Annotated in this window: 26 protein-coding genes and 1 riboswitch; of the genes, 16 read left to right on the top strand and 10 right to left on the bottom strand. The window is 33.3% G+C overall.

Translation table 11 applies throughout. The features are described from left to right. Window positions 1-168 precede the first annotated feature (168 nt). Window positions 169-1,509, bottom strand: a complete 1,341-nt coding sequence (locus tag AC1Q7L_RS19740) for a cytochrome P450 (RefSeq protein ID WP_492307603.1) — start codon at window positions 1,507-1,509, stop codon at window positions 169-171. 183 nt (window positions 1,510-1,692) lie between these two features. On the opposite strand from AC1Q7L_RS19740, the gene AC1Q7L_RS19735 reads away from it, so the two are divergent. Further along, the gene (locus AC1Q7L_RS19735; protein ID WP_492307604.1) at window positions 1,693-2,283 is read left to right on the top strand and encodes an HD domain-containing protein; all 591 of its coding nucleotides are present in this window, start codon (window positions 1,693-1,695) and stop codon (window positions 2,281-2,283) included. A gap of 76 nt (window positions 2,284-2,359) precedes the next feature. Here the strand turns inward: AC1Q7L_RS19735 and AC1Q7L_RS19730 are convergent, their stop codons facing one another. From AC1Q7L_RS19730 to AC1Q7L_RS19715, 4 genes are all read right to left on the bottom strand, one after another. Further along, window positions 2,360-2,743, bottom strand: a complete 384-nt coding sequence (locus AC1Q7L_RS19730; protein WP_072409841.1) for an acyl-CoA thioesterase — start codon at window positions 2,741-2,743, stop codon at window positions 2,360-2,362. A 114-nt stretch (window positions 2,744-2,857) separates the two neighbouring features. Next, a riboswitch (cobalamin riboswitch) is annotated at window positions 2,858-3,037 on the bottom strand. A gap of 73 nt (window positions 3,038-3,110) precedes the next feature. Next, complete coding sequence (locus AC1Q7L_RS19725) at window positions 3,111-3,911, bottom strand: hypothetical protein (protein ID WP_492307605.1); 801 nt, start codon at window positions 3,909-3,911, stop codon at window positions 3,111-3,113. A 116-nt stretch (window positions 3,912-4,027) separates the two neighbouring features. Then, window positions 4,028-4,513: a YcxB family protein gene (locus tag AC1Q7L_RS19720; protein ID WP_492307606.1), complete on the bottom strand. Its 486-nt coding sequence runs from the start codon at window positions 4,511-4,513 to the stop codon at window positions 4,028-4,030. Window positions 4,514-4,523: 10 nt separating this feature from the next. Beyond that, on the bottom strand, window positions 4,524-6,671 hold the full coding sequence (locus AC1Q7L_RS19715; RefSeq protein WP_410692513.1) for an endonuclease MutS2: 2,148 nt from the start codon (window positions 6,669-6,671) through the stop codon (window positions 4,524-4,526). A 266-nt stretch (window positions 6,672-6,937) separates the two neighbouring features. Here AC1Q7L_RS19715 and AC1Q7L_RS19710 point away from each other — a divergent pair, with 266 nt between their 5' ends. The 3 genes from AC1Q7L_RS19710 to AC1Q7L_RS19700 all read left to right on the top strand — a co-directional run bounded on the left by AC1Q7L_RS19710 (window position 6,938) and on the right by AC1Q7L_RS19700 (window position 9,067). Further along, window positions 6,938-7,441, top strand: coding sequence for a GNAT family N-acetyltransferase (locus AC1Q7L_RS19710; RefSeq protein WP_492307607.1), 504 nt, complete (start codon window positions 6,938-6,940; stop codon window positions 7,439-7,441). Window positions 7,442-7,514: 73 nt separating this feature from the next. Next, window positions 7,515-8,321: a toll/interleukin-1 receptor domain-containing protein gene (locus AC1Q7L_RS19705; protein WP_492307608.1), complete on the top strand. Its 807-nt coding sequence runs from the start codon at window positions 7,515-7,517 to the stop codon at window positions 8,319-8,321. 104 nt (window positions 8,322-8,425) lie between these two features. Then, entirely contained in the window at window positions 8,426-9,067 is a 642-nt protein-coding gene (locus AC1Q7L_RS19700; RefSeq protein WP_492307609.1) for a uracil-DNA glycosylase, read from the top strand. Here AC1Q7L_RS19700 and AC1Q7L_RS19695 read toward each other — a convergent pair. The 3 genes from AC1Q7L_RS19695 to AC1Q7L_RS19685 form a co-directional block, all read right to left on the bottom strand. After that, window positions 9,054-9,554: a hypothetical protein gene (locus AC1Q7L_RS19695; protein ID WP_492307610.1), complete on the bottom strand. Its 501-nt coding sequence runs from the start codon at window positions 9,552-9,554 to the stop codon at window positions 9,054-9,056. The genes AC1Q7L_RS19700 and AC1Q7L_RS19695 overlap by 14 nt on opposite strands. A gap of 11 nt (window positions 9,555-9,565) precedes the next feature. Further along, window positions 9,566-10,057, bottom strand: a complete 492-nt coding sequence (locus AC1Q7L_RS19690) for a DUF456 domain-containing protein (protein WP_066756387.1) — start codon at window positions 10,055-10,057, stop codon at window positions 9,566-9,568. Between the two features lie 75 nt (window positions 10,058-10,132). Further along, window positions 10,133-11,320: a carboxypeptidase-like regulatory domain-containing protein gene (locus AC1Q7L_RS19685; RefSeq protein ID WP_492307611.1), complete on the bottom strand. Its 1,188-nt coding sequence runs from the start codon at window positions 11,318-11,320 to the stop codon at window positions 10,133-10,135. 274 nt (window positions 11,321-11,594) lie between these two features. Between AC1Q7L_RS19685 and AC1Q7L_RS19680 the strand changes: the two genes are divergently transcribed. The 9 genes from AC1Q7L_RS19680 (at window position 11,595) to AC1Q7L_RS19640 (ending at window position 17,747) form a co-directional block, all read left to right on the top strand. After that, window positions 11,595-12,860, top strand: coding sequence for a mechanosensitive ion channel family protein (locus tag AC1Q7L_RS19680; RefSeq protein WP_410692518.1), 1,266 nt, complete (start codon window positions 11,595-11,597; stop codon window positions 12,858-12,860). Between the two features lie 158 nt (window positions 12,861-13,018). Continuing rightward, window positions 13,019-13,738, top strand: a complete 720-nt coding sequence (locus AC1Q7L_RS19675) for a pyridoxine 5'-phosphate synthase (protein WP_492307612.1) — start codon at window positions 13,019-13,021, stop codon at window positions 13,736-13,738. A 99-nt stretch (window positions 13,739-13,837) separates the two neighbouring features. Next, window positions 13,838-14,617, top strand: a complete 780-nt coding sequence (locus AC1Q7L_RS19670; protein WP_492307613.1) for an alpha/beta fold hydrolase — start codon at window positions 13,838-13,840, stop codon at window positions 14,615-14,617. A 115-nt stretch (window positions 14,618-14,732) separates the two neighbouring features. Next, complete coding sequence (locus AC1Q7L_RS19665; protein ID WP_492307614.1) at window positions 14,733-14,963, top strand: microviridin/marinostatin family tricyclic proteinase inhibitor; 231 nt, start codon at window positions 14,733-14,735, stop codon at window positions 14,961-14,963. Between the two features lie 27 nt (window positions 14,964-14,990). After that, window positions 14,991-15,200 carry a microviridin/marinostatin family tricyclic proteinase inhibitor gene (locus AC1Q7L_RS19660; RefSeq protein ID WP_410692521.1) on the top strand — a complete coding sequence of 70 codons (210 nt, stop codon included), beginning with the start codon at window positions 14,991-14,993 and terminating at the stop codon, window positions 15,198-15,200. A gap of 25 nt (window positions 15,201-15,225) precedes the next feature. Then, entirely contained in the window at window positions 15,226-15,438 is a 213-nt protein-coding gene (locus tag AC1Q7L_RS19655) for a microviridin/marinostatin family tricyclic proteinase inhibitor (protein ID WP_066756412.1), read from the top strand. Between the two features lie 42 nt (window positions 15,439-15,480). Beyond that, window positions 15,481-15,699 (top strand): microviridin/marinostatin family tricyclic proteinase inhibitor, encoded by a 219-nt coding sequence (locus tag AC1Q7L_RS19650; RefSeq protein WP_492307615.1) that lies wholly within the window; start codon window positions 15,481-15,483, stop codon window positions 15,697-15,699. A gap of 93 nt (window positions 15,700-15,792) precedes the next feature. Further along, window positions 15,793-16,746, top strand: a complete 954-nt coding sequence (locus tag AC1Q7L_RS19645; RefSeq protein ID WP_492307616.1) for an MvdC/MvdD family ATP grasp protein — start codon at window positions 15,793-15,795, stop codon at window positions 16,744-16,746. After that, window positions 16,743-17,747 (top strand): MvdD family ATP-grasp ribosomal peptide maturase, encoded by a 1,005-nt coding sequence (locus AC1Q7L_RS19640; protein WP_492307617.1) that lies wholly within the window; start codon window positions 16,743-16,745, stop codon window positions 17,745-17,747. Before AC1Q7L_RS19645 ends, AC1Q7L_RS19640 begins: the two co-directional genes overlap by 4 nt. Before the next feature lie 54 nt (window positions 17,748-17,801). Here the strand turns inward: AC1Q7L_RS19640 and AC1Q7L_RS19635 are convergent, their stop codons facing one another. Further along, window positions 17,802-17,984 carry a hypothetical protein gene (locus tag AC1Q7L_RS19635; protein WP_492307618.1) on the bottom strand — a complete coding sequence of 61 codons (183 nt, stop codon included), beginning with the start codon at window positions 17,982-17,984 and terminating at the stop codon, window positions 17,802-17,804. Between the two features lie 168 nt (window positions 17,985-18,152). Here AC1Q7L_RS19635 and AC1Q7L_RS19630 point away from each other — a divergent pair, with 168 nt between their 5' ends. From AC1Q7L_RS19630 to AC1Q7L_RS19620, 3 genes are all read left to right on the top strand, one after another. Further along, window positions 18,153-19,166 (top strand): NAD-dependent epimerase/dehydratase family protein, encoded by a 1,014-nt coding sequence (locus AC1Q7L_RS19630; RefSeq protein WP_492307619.1) that lies wholly within the window; start codon window positions 18,153-18,155, stop codon window positions 19,164-19,166. Beyond that, entirely contained in the window at window positions 19,167-20,933 is a 1,767-nt protein-coding gene (locus AC1Q7L_RS19625; RefSeq protein WP_492307620.1) for an AMP-dependent synthetase/ligase, read from the top strand. 98 nt (window positions 20,934-21,031) lie between these two features. After that, complete coding sequence (locus AC1Q7L_RS19620; RefSeq protein ID WP_492307621.1) at window positions 21,032-22,087, top strand: diphosphomevalonate decarboxylase; 1,056 nt, start codon at window positions 21,032-21,034, stop codon at window positions 22,085-22,087. Between the two features lie 157 nt (window positions 22,088-22,244). Here the strand turns inward: AC1Q7L_RS19620 and AC1Q7L_RS19615 are convergent, their stop codons facing one another. Beyond that, window positions 22,245-23,330 (bottom strand): endonuclease/exonuclease/phosphatase family protein, encoded by a 1,086-nt coding sequence (locus AC1Q7L_RS19615; protein WP_492307622.1) that lies wholly within the window; start codon window positions 23,328-23,330, stop codon window positions 22,245-22,247. Between the last annotated feature and the right edge of the window lie 92 nt (window positions 23,331-23,422).

The following is a 23,422-nucleotide window of genomic DNA, read 5'->3' as shown; positions in this document are numbered from 1 at the left end:
TTCCTAGCTAGTTGAACCTATTCCGATTTTACATTACAAAGATATGTAATTAAAATGGTAATATGCAATACAAAGTAGTGAAAAAATATAAATTAATAGTATAACTAATTGAAAATCAGTCTAATAATTTTTAACGTCGAATTTTTAGAATTTAATGTTTTAGAAAAATTAAGTCAAATTATTGATAATTTTACCTTTTAAGCTAATAGGTCTTAGCGTAACAAGCGCTTTTTTCTCTAATTTTTTCTGATATGATATAAAAGTGAACCTTTTGTAGAATTTACGAACGATAAGAGCCATTTCCATCATGGCAAAATGCTCACCGATGCAAAGTCGAGGGCCGGCTCCGAAAGGATAGTAAGCGAAATTTTTAGAATTTTCATCCTCAAAACGTTCAGGAATAAACGAGTCCGGATGTTCCCAATATTTTGGATTTCTGTGAAGTCCGCTAATGTAAAGGATAATCAAAGTGCCTTTTGGCCACGAATATTCTTTAAAACTATCATCTTCTAAAGCCTCGCGATCGATCGCCCAAGCCGGAGAATGCAAACGCATAGCTTCTTTGATAATATTTACAGTAAATGATTTCTTCATTAAATTTTCTGAAGTGAAAACCATTTCTCCCTCATCTTCAATTTCTTTTTTTAATTTTTCCTCAGCTTTTGGGTTTTGACTGATCTCAAAAAAGATAAAACTTAAAGCATTGGCAGTCGTTTCATGTCCGGCAATGAAAAGAATAAGCATTTCATCAACCAACTGTTCGTCCGACATTGGAAGTTGCGTATCTTCATATCTCGTCTGGATCAGCATATCCAAAAGATCGTTCTTTTCCTCGCCCGAACTTCTTCTTTTGTCTAAAACACTTTGAATGATCGCTTTTGATCTCTTACTTTTTTCAATGTTTTTATCAATAACACCGAAAATATTCAAGATATTGGTATAAAAAGGTAAACGAACTTCTTTGGTAGAAACTTCCTGAACTTCTGTGATTATTTTGCTTAATTCATTCACGGTATTTTCGTCAACATCAGAACTGAAAAGGGTTTTCGCAACAATATTAAAAGCCAGAGAATGAAAGAAATCATACAGATCTACCTCAGATTCGGTTTTAAATGACTCAAGAGATTTATCAATTTCTTCTTCCATAATGGAAACAAGATTGGCAATTTTTGCCTTACCAAAACCTGGTTGAATCAGTCTTCTTTGCTTTAACCAGTCTTTTCCATTGTTGGTTAACAGTCCTTTTCCAAGATATTTTCCTAAAGTGACAGATTGTATTTCAGATTTTTGATAATTTTTATGATTCTGTTTTAAAATATATTCAACAAACTCTTTATCCTGAGAAAAGATGAAGTTTTTATCGGTAAAACTTGCTCTAATATAATAATTATCACCTACAGATTGATGATTTCCGCTAATGACTTCCAACGGATGGTTTAACCCTTTAAATAAAGAATATAGCTTTCTTTTTCCCTTGATTTCTGCCGGATAATTAAACTCTGGATGCATGTTGAATATTTCTATTAAAAATACAATTAATCTCTTACATAAATGAGCTTTACAATCAAAACCCTTATTTTTGCAATACTATTTGGTTGGAATTTTAAATAAATATATCGTGGTGTCACATGTAGACAAAATCATTTTGAATTAAGAGACGCATCCAATCAATCAATACTATAAAGAGTAAAAATGAAGATACAAAAGGAGATCGATTTTATTTTAGCAGTTGATGCTTTAAAAAATGTACAGAGAAGAAATTATAATGCCGATGATTCGAGAAGAGAAAATACGGCTGAACATTCATGGCAGATCATTATTTTAGCTCAAATCCTTTTTCCATATGCGAAAAACAGGGCAGATGTTGATTTGTTAAGAGTAATAAGAATGCTTTCCATTCATGATTTAGTGGAAATTGAAGCCGGAGATACTTTCCTATTTGATGAAGCAGCAATGGTCGGGAAATTTGAAAGAGAAAAACAATCCGCTCAAAATATTTTCGGAATTTTAGATGAACCTTTACGTTCTGAGTTCTTCAATCTTTGGCTTGAATTTGAAGAAGAGCAAACTCCCGACGCTATTTTTGCCTGTGCAATCGACAGAATTATGCCCTTCATTCTAAATTCTCACACCTCAGGAAAAAGCTGGACAGAAGTCGGAGTAACCGAAAATCAGGTCAGAAATATGTTGGAGAATGCAATCAGCAGAGCTTCAGATGAAATGGGAGAGGCTTTTCAGTATTTAATGATTAAAAATTTGGAAACTGAGAAGGTTGTAAGATAATTTTATTTATCCTTGTGATAATATAAAAGTAAAAGAGGTTTCGGCGGCCAAAGGCCGCCGAAACCATAAAAAGGATTTATAATATTTGAATTGGTTTCTTAAATTCATCAATCGCCACAAAAGTAAAATCACCAACAATTGCTCTTTCTCTTTCGTAAGAATACATTTGTTCAGTGTAGATTTCTACATTTACTTTCATACTTGTTGTTCCAACGTGAGAAACTTTACCAATTAACTCCACAATCGTTCCTGCAGGAATTGGTCTTTTAAAATCAATCTTGTCGCTGCTTACTGTAACCACTCTTTTTCTGGCAAATCGGGTTGCGGTGATAAATGCCACTTCATCCATCAATTGCATCGCTGTACCTCCAAAAAGGGTGTCGTAATGATTGGTTGTATTAGGGAAAACGGCTTTAAAAATGCTGGTTTCGGATGCTTTAATTCTTTCTTCTGTAGTCATATTTCATTATTAATTAAAGCGAAAAGAAAGAATATTAGAACAAACAGAAAATAACAGGAACATAGAAATTCCTGAAAAAAACTATTGATCAATAAACTTCAGATCGCGAAAGTTTTTGTCTTAAAGAAATAGGTAGGTCTCCTGACTTGTAACATCTTTATCTCCTTCCCATGCCTCGCACAGTGGATTCTTGATAAAGACTTTTCGTTACTTACAGTTGCGCGACAGTTCGTGATTTTCACACGATTCCCTTTTAATCTGCAGTTAAGCAGAACCAGTTTCTAAAAAGCCACATGCCATCAGCTAGAAGCCAAAAGCAAAATAACTTTTCGGTGCAAAAATAAGGATTATATGAAAGATAAACGAATTATTCCGGATTATTATAGATGATCTGGCTGATAACCTTGCCTTCTTTGATCGTCCAAAGCGTGGTATAACGGTTTTCTCCTGAGCCATTGATCATATAAAGAAAGATGTGATCATTATCGATAGAAGTCACCCCAACATTATTGAAGTCCATTGTTGGTTGGAATAAATTTTTAATAGCTTCTCTCACAAAAACAGAACCTCTTCCAGGTTGTTGAATCCTGATAGATTTAATTTCCGTCACACCTTCAGGAAGTTCATTACCGATTCCCCAAGGTCTTACTTTATCAATGGTAAGGATTTTTCCGTTAGCATCTTTTTCCTTTTTACGATAACTCGCGGTGGATGGGTAAACATCAATAATTACTTTACTTCTTTGATTAGCCGGAATTTTCGGATCAGTATTATCTGTAAAAATAAGAGATTTTCCGTTTTTAGATTTTGATGGAGTGTAAGGTGGTAACTGATCGATGTAAGCGATACGGTCTTTGTTCACCATACCTTCTTTGTTCAGAGAATCATACCTTACGAAAGGTTTTTCGGTGTCGTCTTTGTCAGGATATTTGATCCAGATCCATTCTGTTTCTCCGGGAGCGGGTTTTACATATACAAAAACATCTCCTCGGCGCATACGGATTTTATCCACAATTTTTCGGTAATTATCCTTAGCAACACGTACCATGGCGTAGCCTTCTTCAGCTTTTACAACTCCAAAAGGAACTTTATTTTGCCCTTTCATTAAGCTCAAAGAAAAAACACTGAAAATTGATAAATAAAATACTTTTTTTGCGGAAATCATCATGAAAAATTTTTGACTCTTCAAATATATAAATTAAATGCTTTTTCTGAACATAATTATATATTGTATTAATGATAAAAAGAAAGAGAATGCATATAAACATTCTCTTTTCTATAATATTAATCATTTCTAAGTTTCGCTTTTACGCCATTATTTTTAATAATCGTTCTGAGCGCTACAATTTCCTGTTTTGTAAAATCTTTTTTAGGAATCATATTCATGGTTTGCAAACTATGATAAATAAGAAACCAATCTTTTAATTCTTTTACTCTGGAAACCGTATTCCAATGAAAATCGTTCTCAAATGTCTCTCCTTCGGTTTTAATTTTATCTTCAACGAAAGTATAAGAAATATTTTCCTGAATTTTTTTGTCTGAATAATAAGCTTTTTTAATACTAAAATAACCTCTGATAGTCATGAAAACCCATAAAACAAGCAACCAGATGGAAGCATTTTTAAAAATATCCTGCTCATCGCCATCAAAAAAACCTTTAAATATAAAAAGTAAAACAGCAATTATTGGAAAGCCAAAAAACCTTATTAAAGAACCTTTTAAATAAAAACCCCAAAAATCCTTGAAAGTAATCTGTGTCTTTACAGTCATATATTAATCATTAAATCCTCTCCAATTCCTCAGCACTAATCGTCGTCTTAAAAGTCCCGTAATTCACAATCACTTTGTTTCTGGATATCTTTTCAATCGTCCCGACACTTGTACTTCCTGTGATACGAACGCGTTGACCAATTTTCATCCAAACAGCGCGGTCAGTTTGACGCTTTTCTTCTATTTTTTCGTTGGTTTCTGTGATTTTTTCAATGACGTCTTCTTTTTTCAGTTGTTGCGTGATTTTTCTTTTTACAACCTGAAGTCTTTTCGTTTCATCTTTATCAGCACCGATTTTCCTGAATTTTTCCTGTTCTAAAATTTTTACAAAATCTTTCACCACATCTTTTCGGGATCTTCCTTTTATGTAGCCGTCGATAAAGGTTTCAATCTTATTTCCAAACTGAAGTTTACGATGTTCATCTTCATACAACTTTTGGAAATTGAACAGTTTTTGTTGAAGCTGTTCATTCAGTTTTTGCAGATTATCGCGCTTGTCTTCAACGGATTCCTTTCTTTCGGCAAGATCGGTCTTCAGTTTTTCAACCTCGAATTTTTCCTGCTGAAGTTTTACAATTGTTTTATCGAGATTCACGATGTCATGTTCCACTTTTTTCTTCGCAGAATGAATGATAAACCTTGGGATTTTATTCTTCTCGGCAACCTCAAAAGTAAATGAACTACCAGCCTGTCCGACCTCTAATTTATACATCGGTTCCAACGTTTCTTCATCAAAAAGCATGGCTGCATTTTCGGCATGAGAAAGTTCTTCTACAACCAATTTAATGTTGGTGTAGTGTGTTGTAATGATCGCAAAACTCTTCTTGTCATAGAAAAACTCTAAGAAACTTTCTGCCAAAGCACCTCCCAATTCAGGATCTGAGCCCGTTCCGAATTCATCAATCAATAAAAGGGTATTGGCATCAGCTTCACGGATGATTCCGCCCATTTTCTTTAATCTCGAAGAATAGGTTGAAAGATGATTTTCAATAGATTGATTATCACCAATATCGGTCATGATTTTGTCAAAGAAAAACATTTCAGACCTGGGATGAACAGGAACTAAAATTCCGCTCTGGATCATTAATTGAAGTAAACCTACCGTTTTCAAAGTGATCGATTTTCCTCCGGCATTTGGTCCGGAAATACAGATAATTCTGTTTTGATCCGTTAAAGATAATGTTTGAGAGAAAATCGTTTTATTCTCCGCTTTGTTTCTTAACCAAAGCAATGGATGGAAAGCTTCTCTTAGCTTTAACGTTTTATGACGGTTGATTTTTGGTAAAACTCCATTAATTAATTCTGCAAACTTAGACTTGGCTCTCGTAAGATCAAGATCAAAAATATAAGCCTGATATCTCCAAAGCTGAGGTTGGAATACCGCCAATTCTGCAGTAAGCTGTCTTAGGATTTTATCAATTTCTTTTTTCTCTTCTTCCTGATTTTCGCGAAGTTTAAAGTAATGTTTTACGACACTATCTGGCTGAATATAAGTGATAGAACCTGTTTTTGAAAGTCCCAACACTCTTCCTGGAACTCTTTTCTTATAAGCAGATTTTACCGCTAAAACTCGTATGTCTTCAATATTACTCTCTCGAATATCATCAAGAAAATCACTTTGAGCGTAATTGAACAATACACGGTTGAAATTTTCCTGAATCGCTTTTTTAGCATGTTGAATTTCCGCTCTTAAGGTTTTCAAGATTGGAGAAGCTTCACTTTTTACTTCATCAAAACGGTTGAAAACTTTATCAACCTTATCAATGATTTCTTTCTTAAATTCCAATACAGAAGCGTCTTCCATCAAAGTTGGGAACGTTTCAGGCATGGTCGGGAAAAACTTTTGAAGCCTTCCTATTTGTTCGGTAATCGTTTTTATTTTGATGAAAGCCTTGTTTTCGAGACGGTAATTCTCGATCAGCATGAGTTGTAATTCGCTTTCAATATCTTCGTATTCATCAAACGGAATCGCATTTGAACTTTCAAAACTCGATAAATATTCGGAAGTTTTTTTAAGTGAAAGTCCTGCCTCGTCAATTTCCATGGGACGAAGTTGAAGAATTTTGTCTCTCGTTTTCGGAGAATACGCAAATGGAGAAATTTCCGCGAGCAATTGCGGAAACTCTAATTCGTTTAAATCTTCTTTATTTATATACACAGTGCAAATTTAGTGAGAAAATGTGAATCTTAATTTGAAAATGAACTAATTTAAAGAATACACTTATTCTTTTTTAACCACAAAAGTTGCAAAAGATTAACACATTAGTTATCTTAAGCTTATCATTAAACTACAAATAAGAACACATAAGTTTTAAAAATCTTTGATTTTTTTACTTTTACGAACTATTGATTATCTTATTTTCAATAAAATCTTTTGTGACTTTTGTGGTTAAAATTTATTAGTTTAATTATTAAATTTGAGAAATGAAACTAGAAACTGAAAGACTACAATTAAAAGAAATCAACGAAAGCCATGTTGAGGATATTCTGAAAATTCGAAGTAACGAAATAATCAATCAATTCGTTCAGAGAAATTCTCCGAAAAATAACTACGATGCGCTGCAATTTATTTTAACCATTAAAGAAAGAATCCGAAATAATGAAACGTTTTATTGGGGAATTTCTTTAAAAGATCAACCGAATCTTATCGGAACGATTTGCCTTTGGAAATTTTCTGACGACAGAAAGCAAGCAGAAGTTGGATATGAATTGTTACCCGACTATCATAGAAAAGGAATTATGTCGGAAGCGTTGACTGCAGTTGTAAATTTTGGTTTTAATGATTTACATTTGCAGGAAATTGTCGCAATGACCAATAAGTTTAATGAAAACTCGAAAGGTATTCTTTTAAAGCATGATTTTATTTTAGAAGAGGAAAGAAAGGATGAAGGTTTTCCTGATAATTTGGTTTTTAGCTTGAAGAAATAAATATTTAGCGAAGGATAAGTCTGAGTAGTTTATTGTGTCAGTTTTGTCTACGTTTAATTAAAATATATTTAATATGAAGAGTTATTTATTTGAATTATCTTATGGTGAGAGAGTGGAAGAAAGAAAATTTATTGCTTCGATTTTAAATTCTTTCGATAAAGATATTCTCACAGGTGTTACTATATTTATTAATAATAACATTTATAGTCCTGAATTTTTATTATTGTTATATTTTGAAAAAAATGATGATCAATTTGATGATTGGCTAAAGGTCAATCATCCTACTAAAAAGAGAATTTTTAACTACATGCTAGATAATATAGTTAATGGGATGGAGAAAAAACGTTATAGTTCCGTTTCTTTTAGTAATATTGAAGATTTAGACTGTATTTTAACAGAAGCTCCAAATGATTTGTTTATCTATAGCTCTAAAAAAGTATATAGCGAGATTTGGGGAGAAGTAAAAAGAGGAGGAACACCAACTATCTTTTTATCTCATTCTTCTTTAGATAAAAAAGTTATTGATAATGTTTTTTTAGAGCTACAAAAAGAAGAAATTGAAGTATGGTATGATAAATTTGAAATAGATTTTGGAGATAGTATTACTGAAAAAATTAATGATGGATTAAATAAATCTGAATTAGGAATAATATGTCTGTCTAAAAATTTTTTAAACTCAAATTGGGCAAAAAATGAAATGAACTTTTTTATTCAAAAAAGAATTAATTTAGGAAAGAAAAATTTTATATGTTTAAATTTTGATTTAGAGCATCACGAAATTCCTCCCTTATTACAGGATTATAGATATTTATCGGTAAATGATAATAATTATATTACTGATTTAGTTAATTCCATAAAAAAATTAACGATTAAATCATAGAATTTTACTTAATCTAAACTTTTTGATATGTTTTTCTTTGTTCTTAATGACAGCGGAAAGTATTATTTAATTCTCAAACTATTTTAAAAAAATCAATCAAACCTATGACCTGGACCGAAATTTTAGCCCCAATAAAAAGCACTCCCTACTTTACCACCCTTTGGGAGAAAGTAAAACAGGAATACGCAACAACAAAAGTTTTTCCACCAAAAAATCAGATTTTCAGAGCGTTGGAAATTACGCCTTTCGATGATATTAAAGTCGTAATTATCGGGCAAGATCCTTATCATAATGATTTTCAAGCGAATGGTTTGTGTTTTTCTGTTTCTGAACAGGTTACTGCACCGCCATCGCTGAAAAATATTTTTATTGAATTAAAGGATGATTTAGGAATTGTAAGAACTTCAAAAGAGCTAGACGATTGGGGAAAACAAGGTGTTTTAATGCTGAATGCAACTTTAACCGTTCGTGCCCACACTCCGAATTCTCACAAGGATTTAGGATGGGAAACCTTCACAAATTATATTATTAAAGAAATTTCAGATAAAAAAGAAAATGTAGTTTTCGTATTGTGGGGCGCTTTTGCACAAAAAAAAGCCGAATTCATTGATCCGGCTAAACATTTTATTATTAAATCGGCGCATCCGTCACCTTTTTCTGTGTACAGAGGATTTTTCGGTAGCAAACCTTTTTCAAAAATTAATGAATATTTGGTTTCAAAAGGGAAGAAGCCTATTTCGTGGTAGAATTTTCGCCACCTTTTTTGATAACAATTCCGATTCTATATTTTCCAGCAAGCGCTTTGGTACCGTCTTTTGATGTTGGGTAAGGATTTACTTCTTTCAATGAAATGGTATTTCCATTGAAATCTGTGGATTGATGATAATTTCGTCCTGCATTTTCTGTAGTTGCGATATTTACGGTCATTGGTCTTGTTGCAATTCCCATCACTTCAATCTGTGCCACAGCAACTCCTGCCCACATACAGTTGACGCCCTCAGGACAACGGCTGTCTTCGGAAATACCTTTGAAGGTGACATTCATTTCATATTCTTTAAGGAATTTATTTTCTCCCTCATTGAAGTAAATGATATTTTCATCCTTATTCATTGATTTTACGTCTTTTATTTCGCCTGTCACCGTATTTTTTGTTGAGGTTTTCGTTTCCTTTTGCGCATTGCAGTTGGCTAATGTCAATAATCCTAAGCCGAATATGATGGTTTTATGTAGCATGATTTTCTGTTTTAAATGATATTAAGCATATTCAGTACTACTACCAAAAACATTGCCACACCTACAACCAAACTAAATCCTGTTCCGTAAATAAATCCTATAAAAGCCCCTTTTGTAGACTTCAAAGCCTTATTCATATCTTTGCTGTCATGAAGTAGTTCTCCGATGAAAACTCCGGCAAACATTCCGATCAGGAAACCGAGTGGAATTGGTAAAAACATTCCGACAATCGTTCCTATTATCGAACCGATACTTCCCCAACGTGTTCCACCATATTTTTGATTGGTTTTGGCTGGAATTACATAACTTAAAACTACAGAAACTGCCGTCAGAATTCCAAAAGCCCAAATGTAGATCATAGATAGATCAGCATCCGTTCCATATTTATAGATTAGCAAACCACAAAGACTTAATAATAATCCAGGTAAAACAGGAAGAAAAGTTCCTAACATCCCGAGGAACAATAAAACAAGACAGAGAATATTAATTAATGTTGTATCCATTTTTTAAAATTATAGATGCAAGATAAAAAAAAGTGGCCTTAAAAAAGCCACCTTTCAATATAAGTCAAAAATTTACTATAAGTTTAAGATTACATATTGTAGAATTACACCCGCGTTTCCAATGTTTCCTGAAGCGTGATTATGGAAAGTAGTGTAATAAATATATCCACTGGTTGAAGATCCCGAGCAAGGCCCAACTGTTGCTCCTAATGCAACAAGATAAGGAACTAATGCCTGAGGAACTGAAAGACTGATTTGGATATTTCCCGGTAGCGTAATACAAACCGTTACAAATGTTGAATTTGGAGCGTTTCCTATCGGAGTAGTTGGTACACCCGTTGCTGTAAAATGATTGGTTCTGATCATCAAAGCATCATTTGATGAAGTTTCTTTAACTAAAACTTCCCAATATGCCGGATCATAGTTAGTTATTTTCTGCCATGCACCTAAATCATAGTTGATACTAAGTGTATTGAAACCCAAAGCAGTTGTAAGTCCTGCATTATTTACCGTAGCACCTACCATACCTACGTTTCCGATGTTTTTAGAGCATAATTTTGTATCAGGAACAAATCCTCCTGCAAGCGAACAGTTATTAGTATTTGTTGTTCCGCCCACCAAGTAGGCAACGTCCCAGTCTGAAGCATAGATACTTCCCCCATTAGCAACAAAAGTGGCTAAATTAGTATCAATTACAGTGTAAAGTCCCGGATTTGAAGAGTAATTATTTCTAGAACCACAGTTAAGAAATATGATGTCATACTGTGCAACGGTAGTCAGGTTGGCAAGATCGTTATTGGTGATTTCGGTGGCGGTATAGCCTAAAGTCTGAATAATATCTTCAATTTTATCATACGTTCCTTTTACGTAAGCAATTTTTGCAACCTGATTCAGTTTGGTTTGACTGGCATCGAGATTTAAAGTTTCATTATCTTTTACAGTTGCAGAAATCTCCGTACGGAAATTACTACCGTTACCTGTCTGAATATGAATGGTTTGATTTCCAGCCGGAGCTACCAACGTGAAATTACCGTCTGCGTCTGAAGTGGTGTAATAGATTTTATACTTGTCATCAAAAGTAAAAACTGAAGCGCCTCCAATAGGTTTGGTTCCGTTTTGTGACATTACTTTTCCGGTAAGTTTTCCGGTTTTTACAACCGTAGGACCAACGTTTTCGGAAACTATCGGAGAATCGTCTCCTCCTGCACAACTGGTAAAAAGTGTGAATACACACAACAAAATAAATAAGTAGTGTTTTCTCATATCTAATTGATTTTGATTTGTTTAGTTTTAATCAAATTTAATAAATAATTAAATATAAAATCATGAAATGTGGTAAATTTTCAATATTATTTATTTTTAAAGATGGTTTTTGGCGAATTTTCCATTTATTGATCAAAGTTTAAGAGGATTTAACAATTTTAAAAATAATGATTGATAATTTTTATTAAATATTAAAAAAGAAATCGTTTTGGGATGAAAATTGATAGAAAGGTTTTGATTAAAATCACCCTTAAATTTCCTAAATTTGCTGTAAATGAAAGACGAAATACAAGATACCAAGAATTTTATTCAGGAGCTGAGTGAAGTGCTTTATAACTATATAACAGGAATAGCGCCATCCGGGATGGAATTTATTCTTCATATTGTTATAAAGATCGGTTTGCTTATCGGAATATTTTTAATCATTGATTTCATTTTAAAGTTGATTATTAATAGCAGTTCACGGTTTTTTCATAATCAGGAAAAATATCCTATTCTGAATTCTATTAAAGCATCTAAAGTCACCAATTCTCTAGCTCATTTTATTGCTTTGACGATTGTGGGTGGAATACAGAGTTTCATCTTTACCGGTCATTTGCCAAGCACCACATTTTTCATTGTAAGAATGGTAAATCTTGGTTTGGTTTTGATCGTTGCAGGAATGCTTTATCGATCACTAACAGCGTTCCGAAACTATTTCGTTATCAAGCAAGATTTCTACAACATCATGGCTTTGAATGCCATTTCAGAAACGGTGAAAATTCTGGGAATTTTCATATTCTCAATTGTTGGAATCTGTGTTATATTTGGAATAAAAGGGAGCACAATTGTAGGAAGTTTAGGAGCGATTACAGCAGTTTTGGTATTGGTTTTTCGTGATACGATTTTAGGATTTGTCACAGGGATTCATGTGGCGACCTCAAAAAGCTTGAAAGTAGGAGACTGGGTCAGTATTCCCAAGTACAGTATCGAGGGAAATATCGCTGACATTAGCCTTTTGACGACAAAAATCAATAATTTTGATAAAACGATTTCAACAATTCCAACCTATGATTTGTTGACGACTGAGATTAAAAATCTTCAGGTAATGTCTGAATCTAACACGAGAAGAATTAAAAAATCAATCTATTTTAATATCAATTCTTTTAAGTTTTTAAATGATGAAGAAATTGAGCGTTTAAAGGATATTAACTTAATTTCCGATTATCTGGAATCAAAGATTATTGAATTAAAAAAAGAAAAAGAAAGTCTGGAACATAAAGATAAAATCATTAATGGAAGACAGCTTACCAATATCGGGGTTTTCAGATATTATGCGCAAAGATATATCGAAAACGATCCGGACATTGATCAGGAGGGTGCGATGATGGTTCGTCAGTTGGATATCACTCCACAGGGTTTGCCGTTGGAAATTTACTGTTTTGCAAATGATTCAAAATGGGAGCATTTCGAGCAAATCCAAGCCGATATTTTTGACCATTTATTGGTTGCTTCAAAAGAATTTGATTTGCAGGTAATGCAGGTGAGCATTAAAGTATAAAAAGTTGGAAGATGGATGCTGGGAGCTAGAAGTTTTTCTTCATTCCGCATAAATCTTCCATTGTAATATTTAAAAGTAGGCATAGATTGAAATATGCAGAGCTGTAATAGACTTCCAGCTCCCAGCATCCGTCTTCCTACTTAAAAACAAATTAAAACATGACAAAATTAAGTGTAAACATTAATAAAATTGCAACGATAAGAAATGCAAGAGGAGGCGAAACGCCAAGTGTAACGGAAGCTGCAATTAAAATACAGGAGTTTGGCGGACAGGGAATTACGATCCATCCAAGACCGGATGAAAGACATATCACAAGAAAAGATGTTTATGATCTGAAGCCTTTGGTGACGACAGAATTTAATATTGAAGGAAATCCACATAGAGAATTTATCGATATGGTTTTGGAAGTAAAACCTGAGCAGGTAACGTTGGTTCCCGATGCAGATGACGCGATTACTTCAAATGCAGGCTGGGACACAAAAAAACACTTAGATTTTCTTACAGAAATTATCGCTGAGTTTAAAAATGCAGGAATCCGTACTTCTGTTTTCCTTGATCCAACACCGGAATTGGTAGAATATGCTGCAAAAACCGGAGCGGATAGAATAGAATTATACACAGAAGCTTACGCGAAAAATTATTTACTAAATAAAGAACAGGCGATAAAACCTTATTATGATACAGCAGTTGTTGCAAATGATTTTGGTTTAGGGATTAATGCCGGCCACGATTTAAGTCTGGAAAATTTAAAATATTTTGCAGATAATATCCCGAATTTATTGGAAGTTTCCATCGGTCATGCTTTGGTTTCTGAAGCGTTGTATATGGGAATGGAAAATACAATTCAGGCGTATTTAAAGAGATTGGCAAAATGGTAAACTGATGGCTGGAAGCTAGAAGTCAGAAGCAGGAAGTTGATGCACACCTATTAACTTCCATCTCCCATCTTCAAACTCCCATCTTTAAAAATTAAACTTATGGAAATTCTACATTCAAAAATATTTGGCGAAAATCTTTCGTCTACACCGCTTTTGGTTTTTCACGGATTGTTTGGAATGCTCGACAATTGGGGAAGCTTTGGAAAAGATCTTGGCGAGCAGTTGCCTGTTCATTTAATTGATCTTAGAAATCATGGAAGAAGCTTTCATTCCGATAGTATGTCGCATGATGATTTAGCTGACGATATTACCAATTATATGAACCATTACGGAATCGAAAAAGCCCATATTTTAGGGCATTCTCTGGGTGGAAAAGCGGTAATGCAGTTCGCAATAAAATATCCCGAAAAGGTTGATAAATTAATTGTTGTTGATATTTCTCCGAAAGCATATCCTCCACATCATCAAGGAATTATAAAAGCTTTGGAGACGGTTGATTTTAATACGGTAAACTCCAGAAATGAAGTTGAAGCTGTTTTAACTCAATATATTCCAGAAAAATCAACGATTCAGTTTTTAGCTAAAAATTTATATTGGGATGATGATAAAAAGCTGAATTGGAGATTTAATTTGAAAACTTTAGCCGAAAAATATACAGAATTTGTTTCAAATGCCATCAAATTTGGTGTTTTTGAGGGAGAAGCTTTATTTATTTCAGGTGAAAAATCAAATTATATTCTTCCTCAGGATGAGTTTGGGATCAAGCAGCAATTTCCAAAAGCTAAAATTGTGACTGTGAAAAATGCAGGACATTGGGTTCAGGCAGAAAATCCTGTTGATTTTGCGAATGTTGTTAGAGAATTTTTAGATTTAAATTAATTTAATTCTACAATTGTTGAATTTGTGTTAAAATTTTATTAAATAATATATTTATTTCTCCTGGTGTTGAATTTTTTGTAATTTAGTTTTACCAAATAACTAATAATATAAACTTATGAAACAGAAAAATTCAAATAAACCGTTTTTTGCTTCGTTTTTAGAGAAACAAGTTAAGAATCCGGAAAAAGTAAGCGGAGGTCAGGAAATAACAACAGCTCTTGAAGATTCTGTTACACTTCCTGCAAAAGACAACGTTACATCTGCACTTTCGGATAGCGTTACAAAGCCTGGATTAGATCATGTAACAATGAAATATCCTTCGGATGGTGATGATTCTGTTGAATAATTAAAACTAAAACCAAATTCAAAAACCATGAAAAACAAAAACTTAAAGAAGCCGTTTTTTGCCTCTTTTCTAGAGAAGCAAATCAATAATTCTGACAAAGTAAAAGGAGGTGCTATGACTTCTGAACTTCTTGATAATGTGACAACAGCGCTTCAAGACACTGTTACAAAGCCTGGATATGACAACGTAACAATGAAATATCCTTCTGACGGCGACGAAACAGGAGAAGCTTCATAATTTTTAACATCAAACTAAAAGGATTATGAAAAACAAAAATTTAAAGAAGCCCTTTTTTGCATCATTTTTAGAGAAGCAAATTCAGGATCCTCAAACAGTAAAAGGAGGAGCAATAACGACTGCACTTCAGGATTCTCCAACAACATCAGTTCTTAGAGATACTGTTACCAATAGACAAAATGATCAGGTAACAATGAAATATCCTTCTGATAGTGACGAATCCGGAGAATTGGAATAAGATTTATTCAATTTAAATACAATCAAACTCAAACTAAACATTATGAAAAACGAAAATTCAAAAAAGAAGCCATTTTTTGCCTCTTTTCTAGAAAAGCAACTTAAAGATCCTCAAACAGTAACAGGAGGAACGGATATCACAATTCCTGAAAGAGATACGGTTACAAAACCGGTATTAGATACTGTTACAAAGCCTCAGTATGATATGGCTCAGACTCAGAAATATCCTTCTGACGGAGATGATGATGCTCCAGTTGTATAAAATGAGTTGTTTTTATAATTAAAACATATTAACAAAATCATATTTAAAAGGGAACTTAAACTTTAAGTTTCCTTTTTTAATAAAACGCGGCAAATGATTCTCTGTATAACTCATTCCAACGATTTTTATAATATTGATCTCTTTTTCGACTATCTGAGATCTAAAAATATCCCTTATTTCAGGCTTAATTCTGATCATCTTAATGATTTTCAGAAAATCAGCATTAATGAAGATTCATTTGAACTGACTGATGAGTTTGGAAATGTCTTAAATTCTAAAGATATTCAAGCTGTATGGCACAGAAAATCCTGGCGAATCACCGTTCCAGAAGATCTTGACGAAGATTATGAGAAAATTTTCCTGAAGGAATACGGAAGTCTTCGCTACAATCTTTTCACGATTTTGGAAGATCTCCCGTGTATTAATCCATATGAGTCTGAAAATAAGATTGATGGAAACAAAATGTATCAGCTTAAAATTGCTAAAAAGTTTAATCTAACCATCCCAAAAACGCTTTTTTCGAATGATGAAGAAAAGATTTTAACCTTTTTTCATGAAAACTGTAATGGAAAAGCGGTGGCAAAACTTCACGGTGTCATTACAAAATCGATGAATGGGGAAAATTTTTTGTCAACAACAATTATTGATGAAAATAATTTAGAGCACATTGCTGATATTGCTTATTGTCCAATGATTTTTCAACCCTATATCGAAAAAGAATATGAACTAAGAATTGTTTATGTTGACGGTGAATTTTTCACAGGTAAAATAAACAACAGCGAAAATGCCGATTGGAGAGTCGTTCAGGGAAATTTTCTCTGGTCAGAATATGATCTTCCGGAAGAAATTAAAGTGAATTTAACTTCTATGATGAAGGAAATGAAACTGTATCTCGGAGCAATCGATATGATCAAAGGAAAAGATGGAAAATATTATTTTCTTGAAGTAAATCCTCAGGGAGAGTGGGGAATGCTGCAAAAAGAACTCAATTTTCCCATTGCAGAAAGAATAGCCGATAACCTTATAAAAAGAATAAATAACCAATGAATAAAATTTTAATAATTACGCATACAGGAGATAATTTTTCTATCGAAAAAGTAACAGAATATATTGAAAAAAATAACTGTGAAGTGATTCGTTTCGATGTCGATTTATATCCTTTACAAAATAAATTATCCACTATTTTCCAAGATGGAGAATGGGTGAGTTATCTTGAAACTGCTGATGCGAAAATCCGTGTGGATGATGTTGCAGCGGTTTGGTACAGAAGAGCTTACAATATCGGAAACGGTTTGAAAGAAGAAATGGATTCTAAATTCTATGGAGCGGCAATGGGAGAGATCCGCAACACGCTTTTCGGTTTTCTTGAATCTTTTGATTGTTACTCTTTAGGCAAACCAAGTGTTTACAGAAGGTTAGACAGTAAGGAAGAACAGCTTAAAATAGCAGATAAAATTGGGTTAAAAATTCCTGCAACTTGCTTAACTAATAATCCAGAAGAAGCAAAACAGTTTATTATAAAACATGAGAACGTCGTTGCAAAAATGCAGACAGGATTCGCCATTTATGAAGACGGAGTTGAAAGTGTTGTGTTCACCAACGTTGTTAAAGAAGATAAATTTGAAGAATTAGAGTCACTTTTATACTGTCCGATGCAGTTTCAGAAAATGATTCAAAAGAAAAGAGAACTTCGTGTAACCGTTGTTGGTCAGGATGTTTATGCTTTTGAAATCGATTCTCAACAATTTGAAGATGCCAAAGTTGATTGGAGAAAAGATGGTGTTAATTTAATTGATAAATGGCTTCCAACCGAACTTCCGAAAGATATTGAAGAAAAAGTTTTGGAACTTTTGGATGTTTATAACGTAGATTATGGTGCATTAGACATCATTGTTTCCCCTGAAGACGACTATTATTTCATCGAGATCAATGCAGCGGGAGAATTTTTCTGGCTGGATAATTTAACGGAAGGAAATCTTATCTCAAAAAGTATTGCAGATGTGCTATGTGAGAAAGCTCCTAGAAGAAATAATATGGTTTTAGCTTAGATTTTTAAACACAAAAATCACAAATTAATTCCACGAATTACACAAGAATTTATATCAATAGGAACGGGCTTTAGCCCGTTTTCTTATTTTAATCCCAATAAAGGCTTTAGCCAAAATATAAAACTTAATGCTTGCTGAAAATCTTTGATTTTCTTGCGCCTTAGAAACAGCATGAAGAATAAAAACCTTGCGCCTTTGCGATTTCTCCAACAAAATATTTTCCATTAAACTTTTCATTAAAATTTAGACAAATTCATTAATTAAATAGTAAACTAGGCCGAAATTGTCCTTTAAAAATCGCAAATTTGCAGATACAATTTTTAGGTAATTTTTTAACAAAACGAAGAATTGCCGAATAAAAAATATTGTCATAATTTAGTCAACAATCAAGTAGAAATATAATTGATGGTTTTTGTAACGGGTGCCACCGGAATTTTAGGCAGAGTAATTGTTTTAGAGCTTCTTAAAAAAGGCAAAAACGTTCGTGCTGCAAAAAGACCTACAAGCAATATAAAGGAAGTAAAACATTCGTATACATTTTATACGGAAAGTGCTGACGATTTTTTTAATAAAATTGAATGGATCGATGTAGATTTTAATGATATCAATTCTCTGCAAGATGCTTTGAAAGGAATAGATGAGGTATATCACTGCGCTGCAAAAGTAAGTTTTAATCCTAAAGATGAGAAAGAAATGTACCATGTTAATATTAAAGGTACAGAAGACCTCTTGTTTGCCTGTGAAGGTTCCGATGTTAAGAAATTTTTACATGTAAGTTCTATTGCAGTTTTAGATGGTTTTAATGAAAAAGGAGAATTGGATGAAGAGTCTGATTTTAATCCCAAAATAGAACATTCTGCGTATGCAATTTCCAAACATTTATCTGAAATGGAAGTTTGGAGAGCGTCTGCAGAAGGTTTAAACACTATTATCATCAATCCCGGCATGATTCTCGGAAGCGGGAACTGGAACCAAAGCAGTGGTGAGTTGTTCAAAACTTTTGAAGAGAACAATTTTACTTTTTCGGGTGGTTCTTGTTATGTTGACGTAAGAGATGTGGCAAAAATTGCTGTAGAATTAATGGAAAAGAATATTTTTGGGGAACGTTTTATTCTTATTTCCGAAAATAAAAGATATACTGAAATAGCAGGACAAATCAGAAAGAAATTAGGATTGAAAGAAGCAAAAGTTCTCTCGGGGACGATGCTTAATTTCGGAAGAATTGCTAATATGTTTTTCGGATGGCTGATTCCGAAGTTGAAAATGGTTACAAGATCTAATATTGAATCCGTAACTTCATTCAGTACAGTTTCCAATCAAAAAATTAAAGAAAAGCTGAATTATCAGTTCGTTCCTGTACAGGAAAGTGTTGATTTTCACCTTAATAATTATAGTAACGACAAAAAGCTGAATAAATAAATGAATCTTGCAGAGGCAATTATCAATAAAAATGTAGCAAAGCATCCCATAAAATCAGCCATTGGTTTTAAGAAAAAAGAGGGTTGGAAGGAATTGAGCTGGAAGAAATTTGGTGAAATGATCTTCAAAACAGCCAATGCTCTGAAAAATGCAGGAATTGAGGAAAATGATAAAGTGGCAATTTATTCAGACAATTCTTCTGAGTGGATGATATTTGATTTGGCTGCCATTTCTATTGGAGCGATTACGGTTCCTATTTATTCGACAAACAATGCTGAACAGGCAGAATATATCATCAATGATTCTCAAGCTAAAATTATTTTGGTTGGAGATCAGGCGCAATATGATGCTTGTCTGGATGTTTTACATAAAGAAGAAAATACTCTTAAAACGATCATTGTTTCTAAAAAAGCAGTGTGGATCAAAAAAGAATTCAGCAGTTTTTATCTTGAAGACTTTATTGCAAAAGCTTCTTCAAAATTAGAATTTTGCAAAAAAGAATATGAAGATGTAGCAACATTGATCTATACTTCAGGAACTACCGGAACACCAAAAGGCGTAATGCTGACACATGGAAATTTCATCAAAGCTTTCGATGCTCATTTTGAATTTTTTAAGTTTAAAAATTTCGAAGAAGAACTTTCATTAGCATTTTTACCATTAAGTCACGTTTTCGAAAGATGTTGGAGCTTACTTTGTTTGTACGGAGGAGCGAGAGTGTATTTCCTTGAAGATCCAAAGAACATTGCAAAAGCATTGGAAGAGGTAAAACCTACGATGATGTGCGCCGTTCCGAGATTTTTCCAGAAAGTGTATGCCGGAGTATTAGAAAAAGCCAATGAAGGCTCATCATTAAAAAAGAAAATCTTCAATTGGGCTTTAGAAACAGGAAAGCAAACGGGAGAATTAAGACAGCATGGAAATCCGGTTCCATTTGGTTTAAAGCTAAAAGAATCGGTTGCAGAGATGCTTGTTTTTAATAAAATTAAAGAAAAAATGGGTGGCCGACTGTGGTTCCTGCCTTGTGGCGGAGCTTCTTTGTCCCCCGAAGTAACTAGATTTTTCGAATCGGTTGGAATCCATGTTACAGTAGGTTATGGTTTAACAGAAACTACGGCAACTTTAACGCTTTTCCCATTAACAAACTTCGAACACGCAACAAGTGGAAAACCTTTGCCGGGAGTTGAAATCAGAATCGGAGAAAATGATGAAATTCAGGCGAAAGGAAACGGTATCATGAAAGGGTATTACAACAAGCCGGAAGAAACTCAAAAAGTTTTCACGGAAGATGGTTGGTTTAAAACCGGTGATGCAGGAAAGATTGATAATGCAGGAAATCTGATTATTACAGACCGAATCAAGGATCTAATGAAAACTTCCAACGGAAAATACATCGCTCCACAGCAGATCGAAAACCTTTTGACCAACAATAATTATATAAGTCAGATTGTTTTGATCGCAGAGGGAAGACAGTTTGTTTCGGCTCTGATTGTTCCTAATTTTGAGTTTTTAGGAGATTATATTAAGAAAAATAATATTCCGTTTACTAATTGGGAAGAATTGGTGAAAAAAGAGGAAATTATTCATTTATACAAAGACAAAATCAATGAACTACAACATGATTTGTCTGATTATGAAAAGGTGAAGAAATTTACTTTGATGCCTGCAGAATTCGATATCAACACAGGCGAGATCACGCCAACGTTGAAGGTAAAGAGAAACGTAGTTCTTAAAAAATATGCAGATATTATTGAGAAAATGTATTAAATAAAACGATGAAAGGTCACAGCATATAGTGAAATTTGTGAAAAGCATTTGTGCTATTTGTGGTTTAAAAAACAAGTTTTATCATTTTAAATTAGATTATGACAACACAAGAATTTTTAGGAAAAGAAGAATTTACGATAAGCTCACAAACAGTTTCAGAAAGCTGTCCGTCGAATATTGCCTTAATTAAATATTGGGGGAAATACGACAATCAGATTCCTGCAAATCCGAGTATCAGTTATACTTTAAATCATTGCAAAACGAATACTACAGTAGAATTTTTAGCTGGAGAACCATTTTCTGTACAAACATTTTTAGCAGGAAATGAAGAAGTAAAATTTGCTGAAAAGATCGAAAAATATTTTAAAAATATCGACCAATATTTGCCTTGGATCTTAGAAGGAAAATACATCATCAGAACAGAAAATACGTTTCCACACAGTTCAGGAATAGCGAGTTCAGCTTCAGGATTTGGAGCGATTGCAAAATGTCTGATGAAATTGGATGGAGTTTTTTCTGAAAAAATATCTGATGAAGAATCATTAAAAAAAGCTTCATTTTTGGCTAGATTAGGTAGCGGAAGTGCTTGCAGAAGTCTTTACAACGGTTTGGTTGTTTGGGGGCAATCTCAGGTTAAAGGAAGTTCAGATTTGTATGCTGTACAATATCCGGATGATGAAATCCATGAAATTTTCAAGGATTTTAATGACCAGGTTTTGTTGATTCATGAAGGTCAAAAAACGGTTTCTTCAACAGTTGGACATGGTTTGATGAATACAAATCCATATGCAGAAAGAAGATTTCAGGAAGCGAGAGAAAATTTCATTCCGATGATTGAAATCCTTAAAAGTGGTGATTTACAAAGTTTTATAAAATTGGTTGAACATGAGGCTCTTACGCTTCACGCAATGATGATGATGAGCGATCCTGCCTTTATTTTGATGAAAGTCGGAACATTGGAAGTGATCAACAAGATCTGGGATTTTAGAAGAGAAACTAATTTACCTTTATTCTTTACATTGGATGCTGGTGCAAACGTTCATCTTTTATTTCCGAATGACGGTTCTGAAGAAAAAATTAAATCATTTATCGAAACTGAATTATTACAACACACTCAAAACAATGGAGTAGTGAAGGATATAATGAAATTTTAATTAAGATAAAAAATTTTTAAACATTAATAGGAACGGGCTTTAGCCCGTTTTTGTTGTTTAAAAATGCAAGACCAAGATTTGTTGGCAATGACAAATTTTGAATTTTTTATTATTGTTTTATTTATTATTTTTATCCACAAACTTTGTGTTAAATCAATCAATCCTCAGTCACAACTGTATCACGCTCTCCATCCTCTTCTTTTCCTTCCTGAATCATTTCCTCAGCTTGAATTTTTTCTTCTGTAGTCGCTTTTTCTATTCTTTCTTCCTGCTGATCATTGTGATGATCTATAAAAAATTCACAATAAACGGGAAGATGGTCGGAACCGAAATTTTCCAAAGTAGTAAGCTTTTCAATAAAAATATCTTCACTATGAAACATCAGATCAATCGGAAATCTCAACATACGATATTTTGCATGAAACGTTGACACAAAAGCACGACCGATTCTAGGATCGATCAAATGACTCGTTTTTCTAAACAGAATAGATGATTTTGACCAAGCAACATTATTAAAATCTCCAACAACAATTATGGGCTTATCAATTTTTGTTACACGTTTTGCAGTACTCAATAAATCGCCGTCTCTTTCTTTTGAGGTTTCCTCTTCAGTAGGACTTGGCGGTGGTGGATGAACCCCAAAAAAGACAAATGAAAATCCATCTTCAGTCATTAAATGCACTTCAATACTCGGAATATCATCAGCAACAAAATAATGTGTTTTAGCTTCCTTAATTTCTATTTTGGAATAAAAATGCATTCCGTAAGTATTTTCCAATGTGACTTTATGATGATAGGGATAGTCTTTTTCCAAAGGCTGTATCGCTTTTTCCCAATCTTCGTTGCTTTCCATTGTCAGAAAAACTTCGGGTTTATGTTTTTCTATTAATTTAATAAATCTGCCGTATTCTGTATTGAATTGATACACATTCGCTGAAATAAAATGTATTTTTTGAGACGATTTCTCCTGTCTCGAATGTTTTTTAACAGGATAAATGGGAGTGTATTTTACTAAGATAACGCCGTGATGAACAAACATCAATCCTAAAAAACCTTGAAAATACCAGAAATATTCTGAATGAGAATTAGCCAAAAAACCTAAAATAAATGTAATAATAATAAAATAAGTGATCTGGATCTTACCAAATTCAGGAACTCTAAATATCCAATGTGAATTTTGAATTTTAGGCAAAAGCGTTAAAATTAATAATAGTACAACTAAGATCAGATAAACATTCCACATATTTCTTGAATAAAGGGTTAAAAGTATGATTTTAGTTTTTAAATTGATGTACGGTTTATATTTTATTTTCCTATTTTTATTCTGTATGATTT

Source organism: Chryseobacterium sp. GW823-FHT05E08 (assembly GCF_058795655.1).
The sequence above is the reverse complement of the archived record's forward strand: the minus strand, read 5'-3'. Positions and strand labels throughout refer to the sequence as shown.

Coding starts and splice junctions, on each gene's coding strand:
- AC1Q7L_RS19740 (WP_492307603.1), bottom strand. CDS start 1,509: ATGCATCCAGAGTTTAATTATCCGGCAGAAATCAAGGGAAAAAGAAAG.
- AC1Q7L_RS19735 (WP_492307604.1), top strand. CDS start 1,693: ATGAAGATACAAAAGGAGATCGATTTTATTTTAGCAGTTGATGCTTTA.
- AC1Q7L_RS19730 (WP_072409841.1), bottom strand. CDS start 2,743: ATGACTACAGAAGAAAGAATTAAAGCATCCGAAACCAGCATTTTTAAA.
- AC1Q7L_RS19725 (WP_492307605.1), bottom strand. CDS start 3,911: ATGATGATTTCCGCAAAAAAAGTATTTTATTTATCAATTTTCAGTGTT.
- AC1Q7L_RS19720 (WP_492307606.1), bottom strand. CDS start 4,513: ATGACTGTAAAGACACAGATTACTTTCAAGGATTTTTGGGGTTTTTAT.
- AC1Q7L_RS19710 (WP_492307607.1), top strand. CDS start 6,938: ATGAAACTAGAAACTGAAAGACTACAATTAAAAGAAATCAACGAAAGC.
- AC1Q7L_RS19705 (WP_492307608.1), top strand. CDS start 7,515: ATGAAGAGTTATTTATTTGAATTATCTTATGGTGAGAGAGTGGAAGAA.
- AC1Q7L_RS19700 (WP_492307609.1), top strand. CDS start 8,426: ATGACCTGGACCGAAATTTTAGCCCCAATAAAAAGCACTCCCTACTTT.
- AC1Q7L_RS19695 (WP_492307610.1), bottom strand. CDS start 9,554: ATGCTACATAAAACCATCATATTCGGCTTAGGATTATTGACATTAGCC.
- AC1Q7L_RS19690 (WP_066756387.1), bottom strand. CDS start 10,057: ATGGATACAACATTAATTAATATTCTCTGTCTTGTTTTATTGTTCCTC.
- AC1Q7L_RS19685 (WP_492307611.1), bottom strand. CDS start 11,320: ATGAGAAAACACTACTTATTTATTTTGTTGTGTGTATTCACACTTTTT.
- AC1Q7L_RS19680 (WP_410692518.1), top strand. CDS start 11,595: ATGAAAGACGAAATACAAGATACCAAGAATTTTATTCAGGAGCTGAGT.
- AC1Q7L_RS19675 (WP_492307612.1), top strand. CDS start 13,019: ATGACAAAATTAAGTGTAAACATTAATAAAATTGCAACGATAAGAAAT.
- AC1Q7L_RS19670 (WP_492307613.1), top strand. CDS start 13,838: ATGGAAATTCTACATTCAAAAATATTTGGCGAAAATCTTTCGTCTACA.
- AC1Q7L_RS19665 (WP_492307614.1), top strand. CDS start 14,733: ATGAAACAGAAAAATTCAAATAAACCGTTTTTTGCTTCGTTTTTAGAG.
- AC1Q7L_RS19660 (WP_410692521.1), top strand. CDS start 14,991: ATGAAAAACAAAAACTTAAAGAAGCCGTTTTTTGCCTCTTTTCTAGAG.
- AC1Q7L_RS19655 (WP_066756412.1), top strand. CDS start 15,226: ATGAAAAACAAAAATTTAAAGAAGCCCTTTTTTGCATCATTTTTAGAG.
- AC1Q7L_RS19650 (WP_492307615.1), top strand. CDS start 15,481: ATGAAAAACGAAAATTCAAAAAAGAAGCCATTTTTTGCCTCTTTTCTA.
- AC1Q7L_RS19645 (WP_492307616.1), top strand. CDS start 15,793: ATGATTCTCTGTATAACTCATTCCAACGATTTTTATAATATTGATCTC.
- AC1Q7L_RS19640 (WP_492307617.1), top strand. CDS start 16,743: ATGAATAAAATTTTAATAATTACGCATACAGGAGATAATTTTTCTATC.
- AC1Q7L_RS19635 (WP_492307618.1), bottom strand. CDS start 17,984: ATGAAAAGTTTAATGGAAAATATTTTGTTGGAGAAATCGCAAAGGCGC.
- AC1Q7L_RS19630 (WP_492307619.1), top strand. CDS start 18,153: ATGGTTTTTGTAACGGGTGCCACCGGAATTTTAGGCAGAGTAATTGTT.
- AC1Q7L_RS19625 (WP_492307620.1), top strand. CDS start 19,167: ATGAATCTTGCAGAGGCAATTATCAATAAAAATGTAGCAAAGCATCCC.
- AC1Q7L_RS19620 (WP_492307621.1), top strand. CDS start 21,032: ATGACAACACAAGAATTTTTAGGAAAAGAAGAATTTACGATAAGCTCA.
- AC1Q7L_RS19615 (WP_492307622.1), bottom strand. CDS start 23,330: ATGTGGAATGTTTATCTGATCTTAGTTGTACTATTATTAATTTTAACG.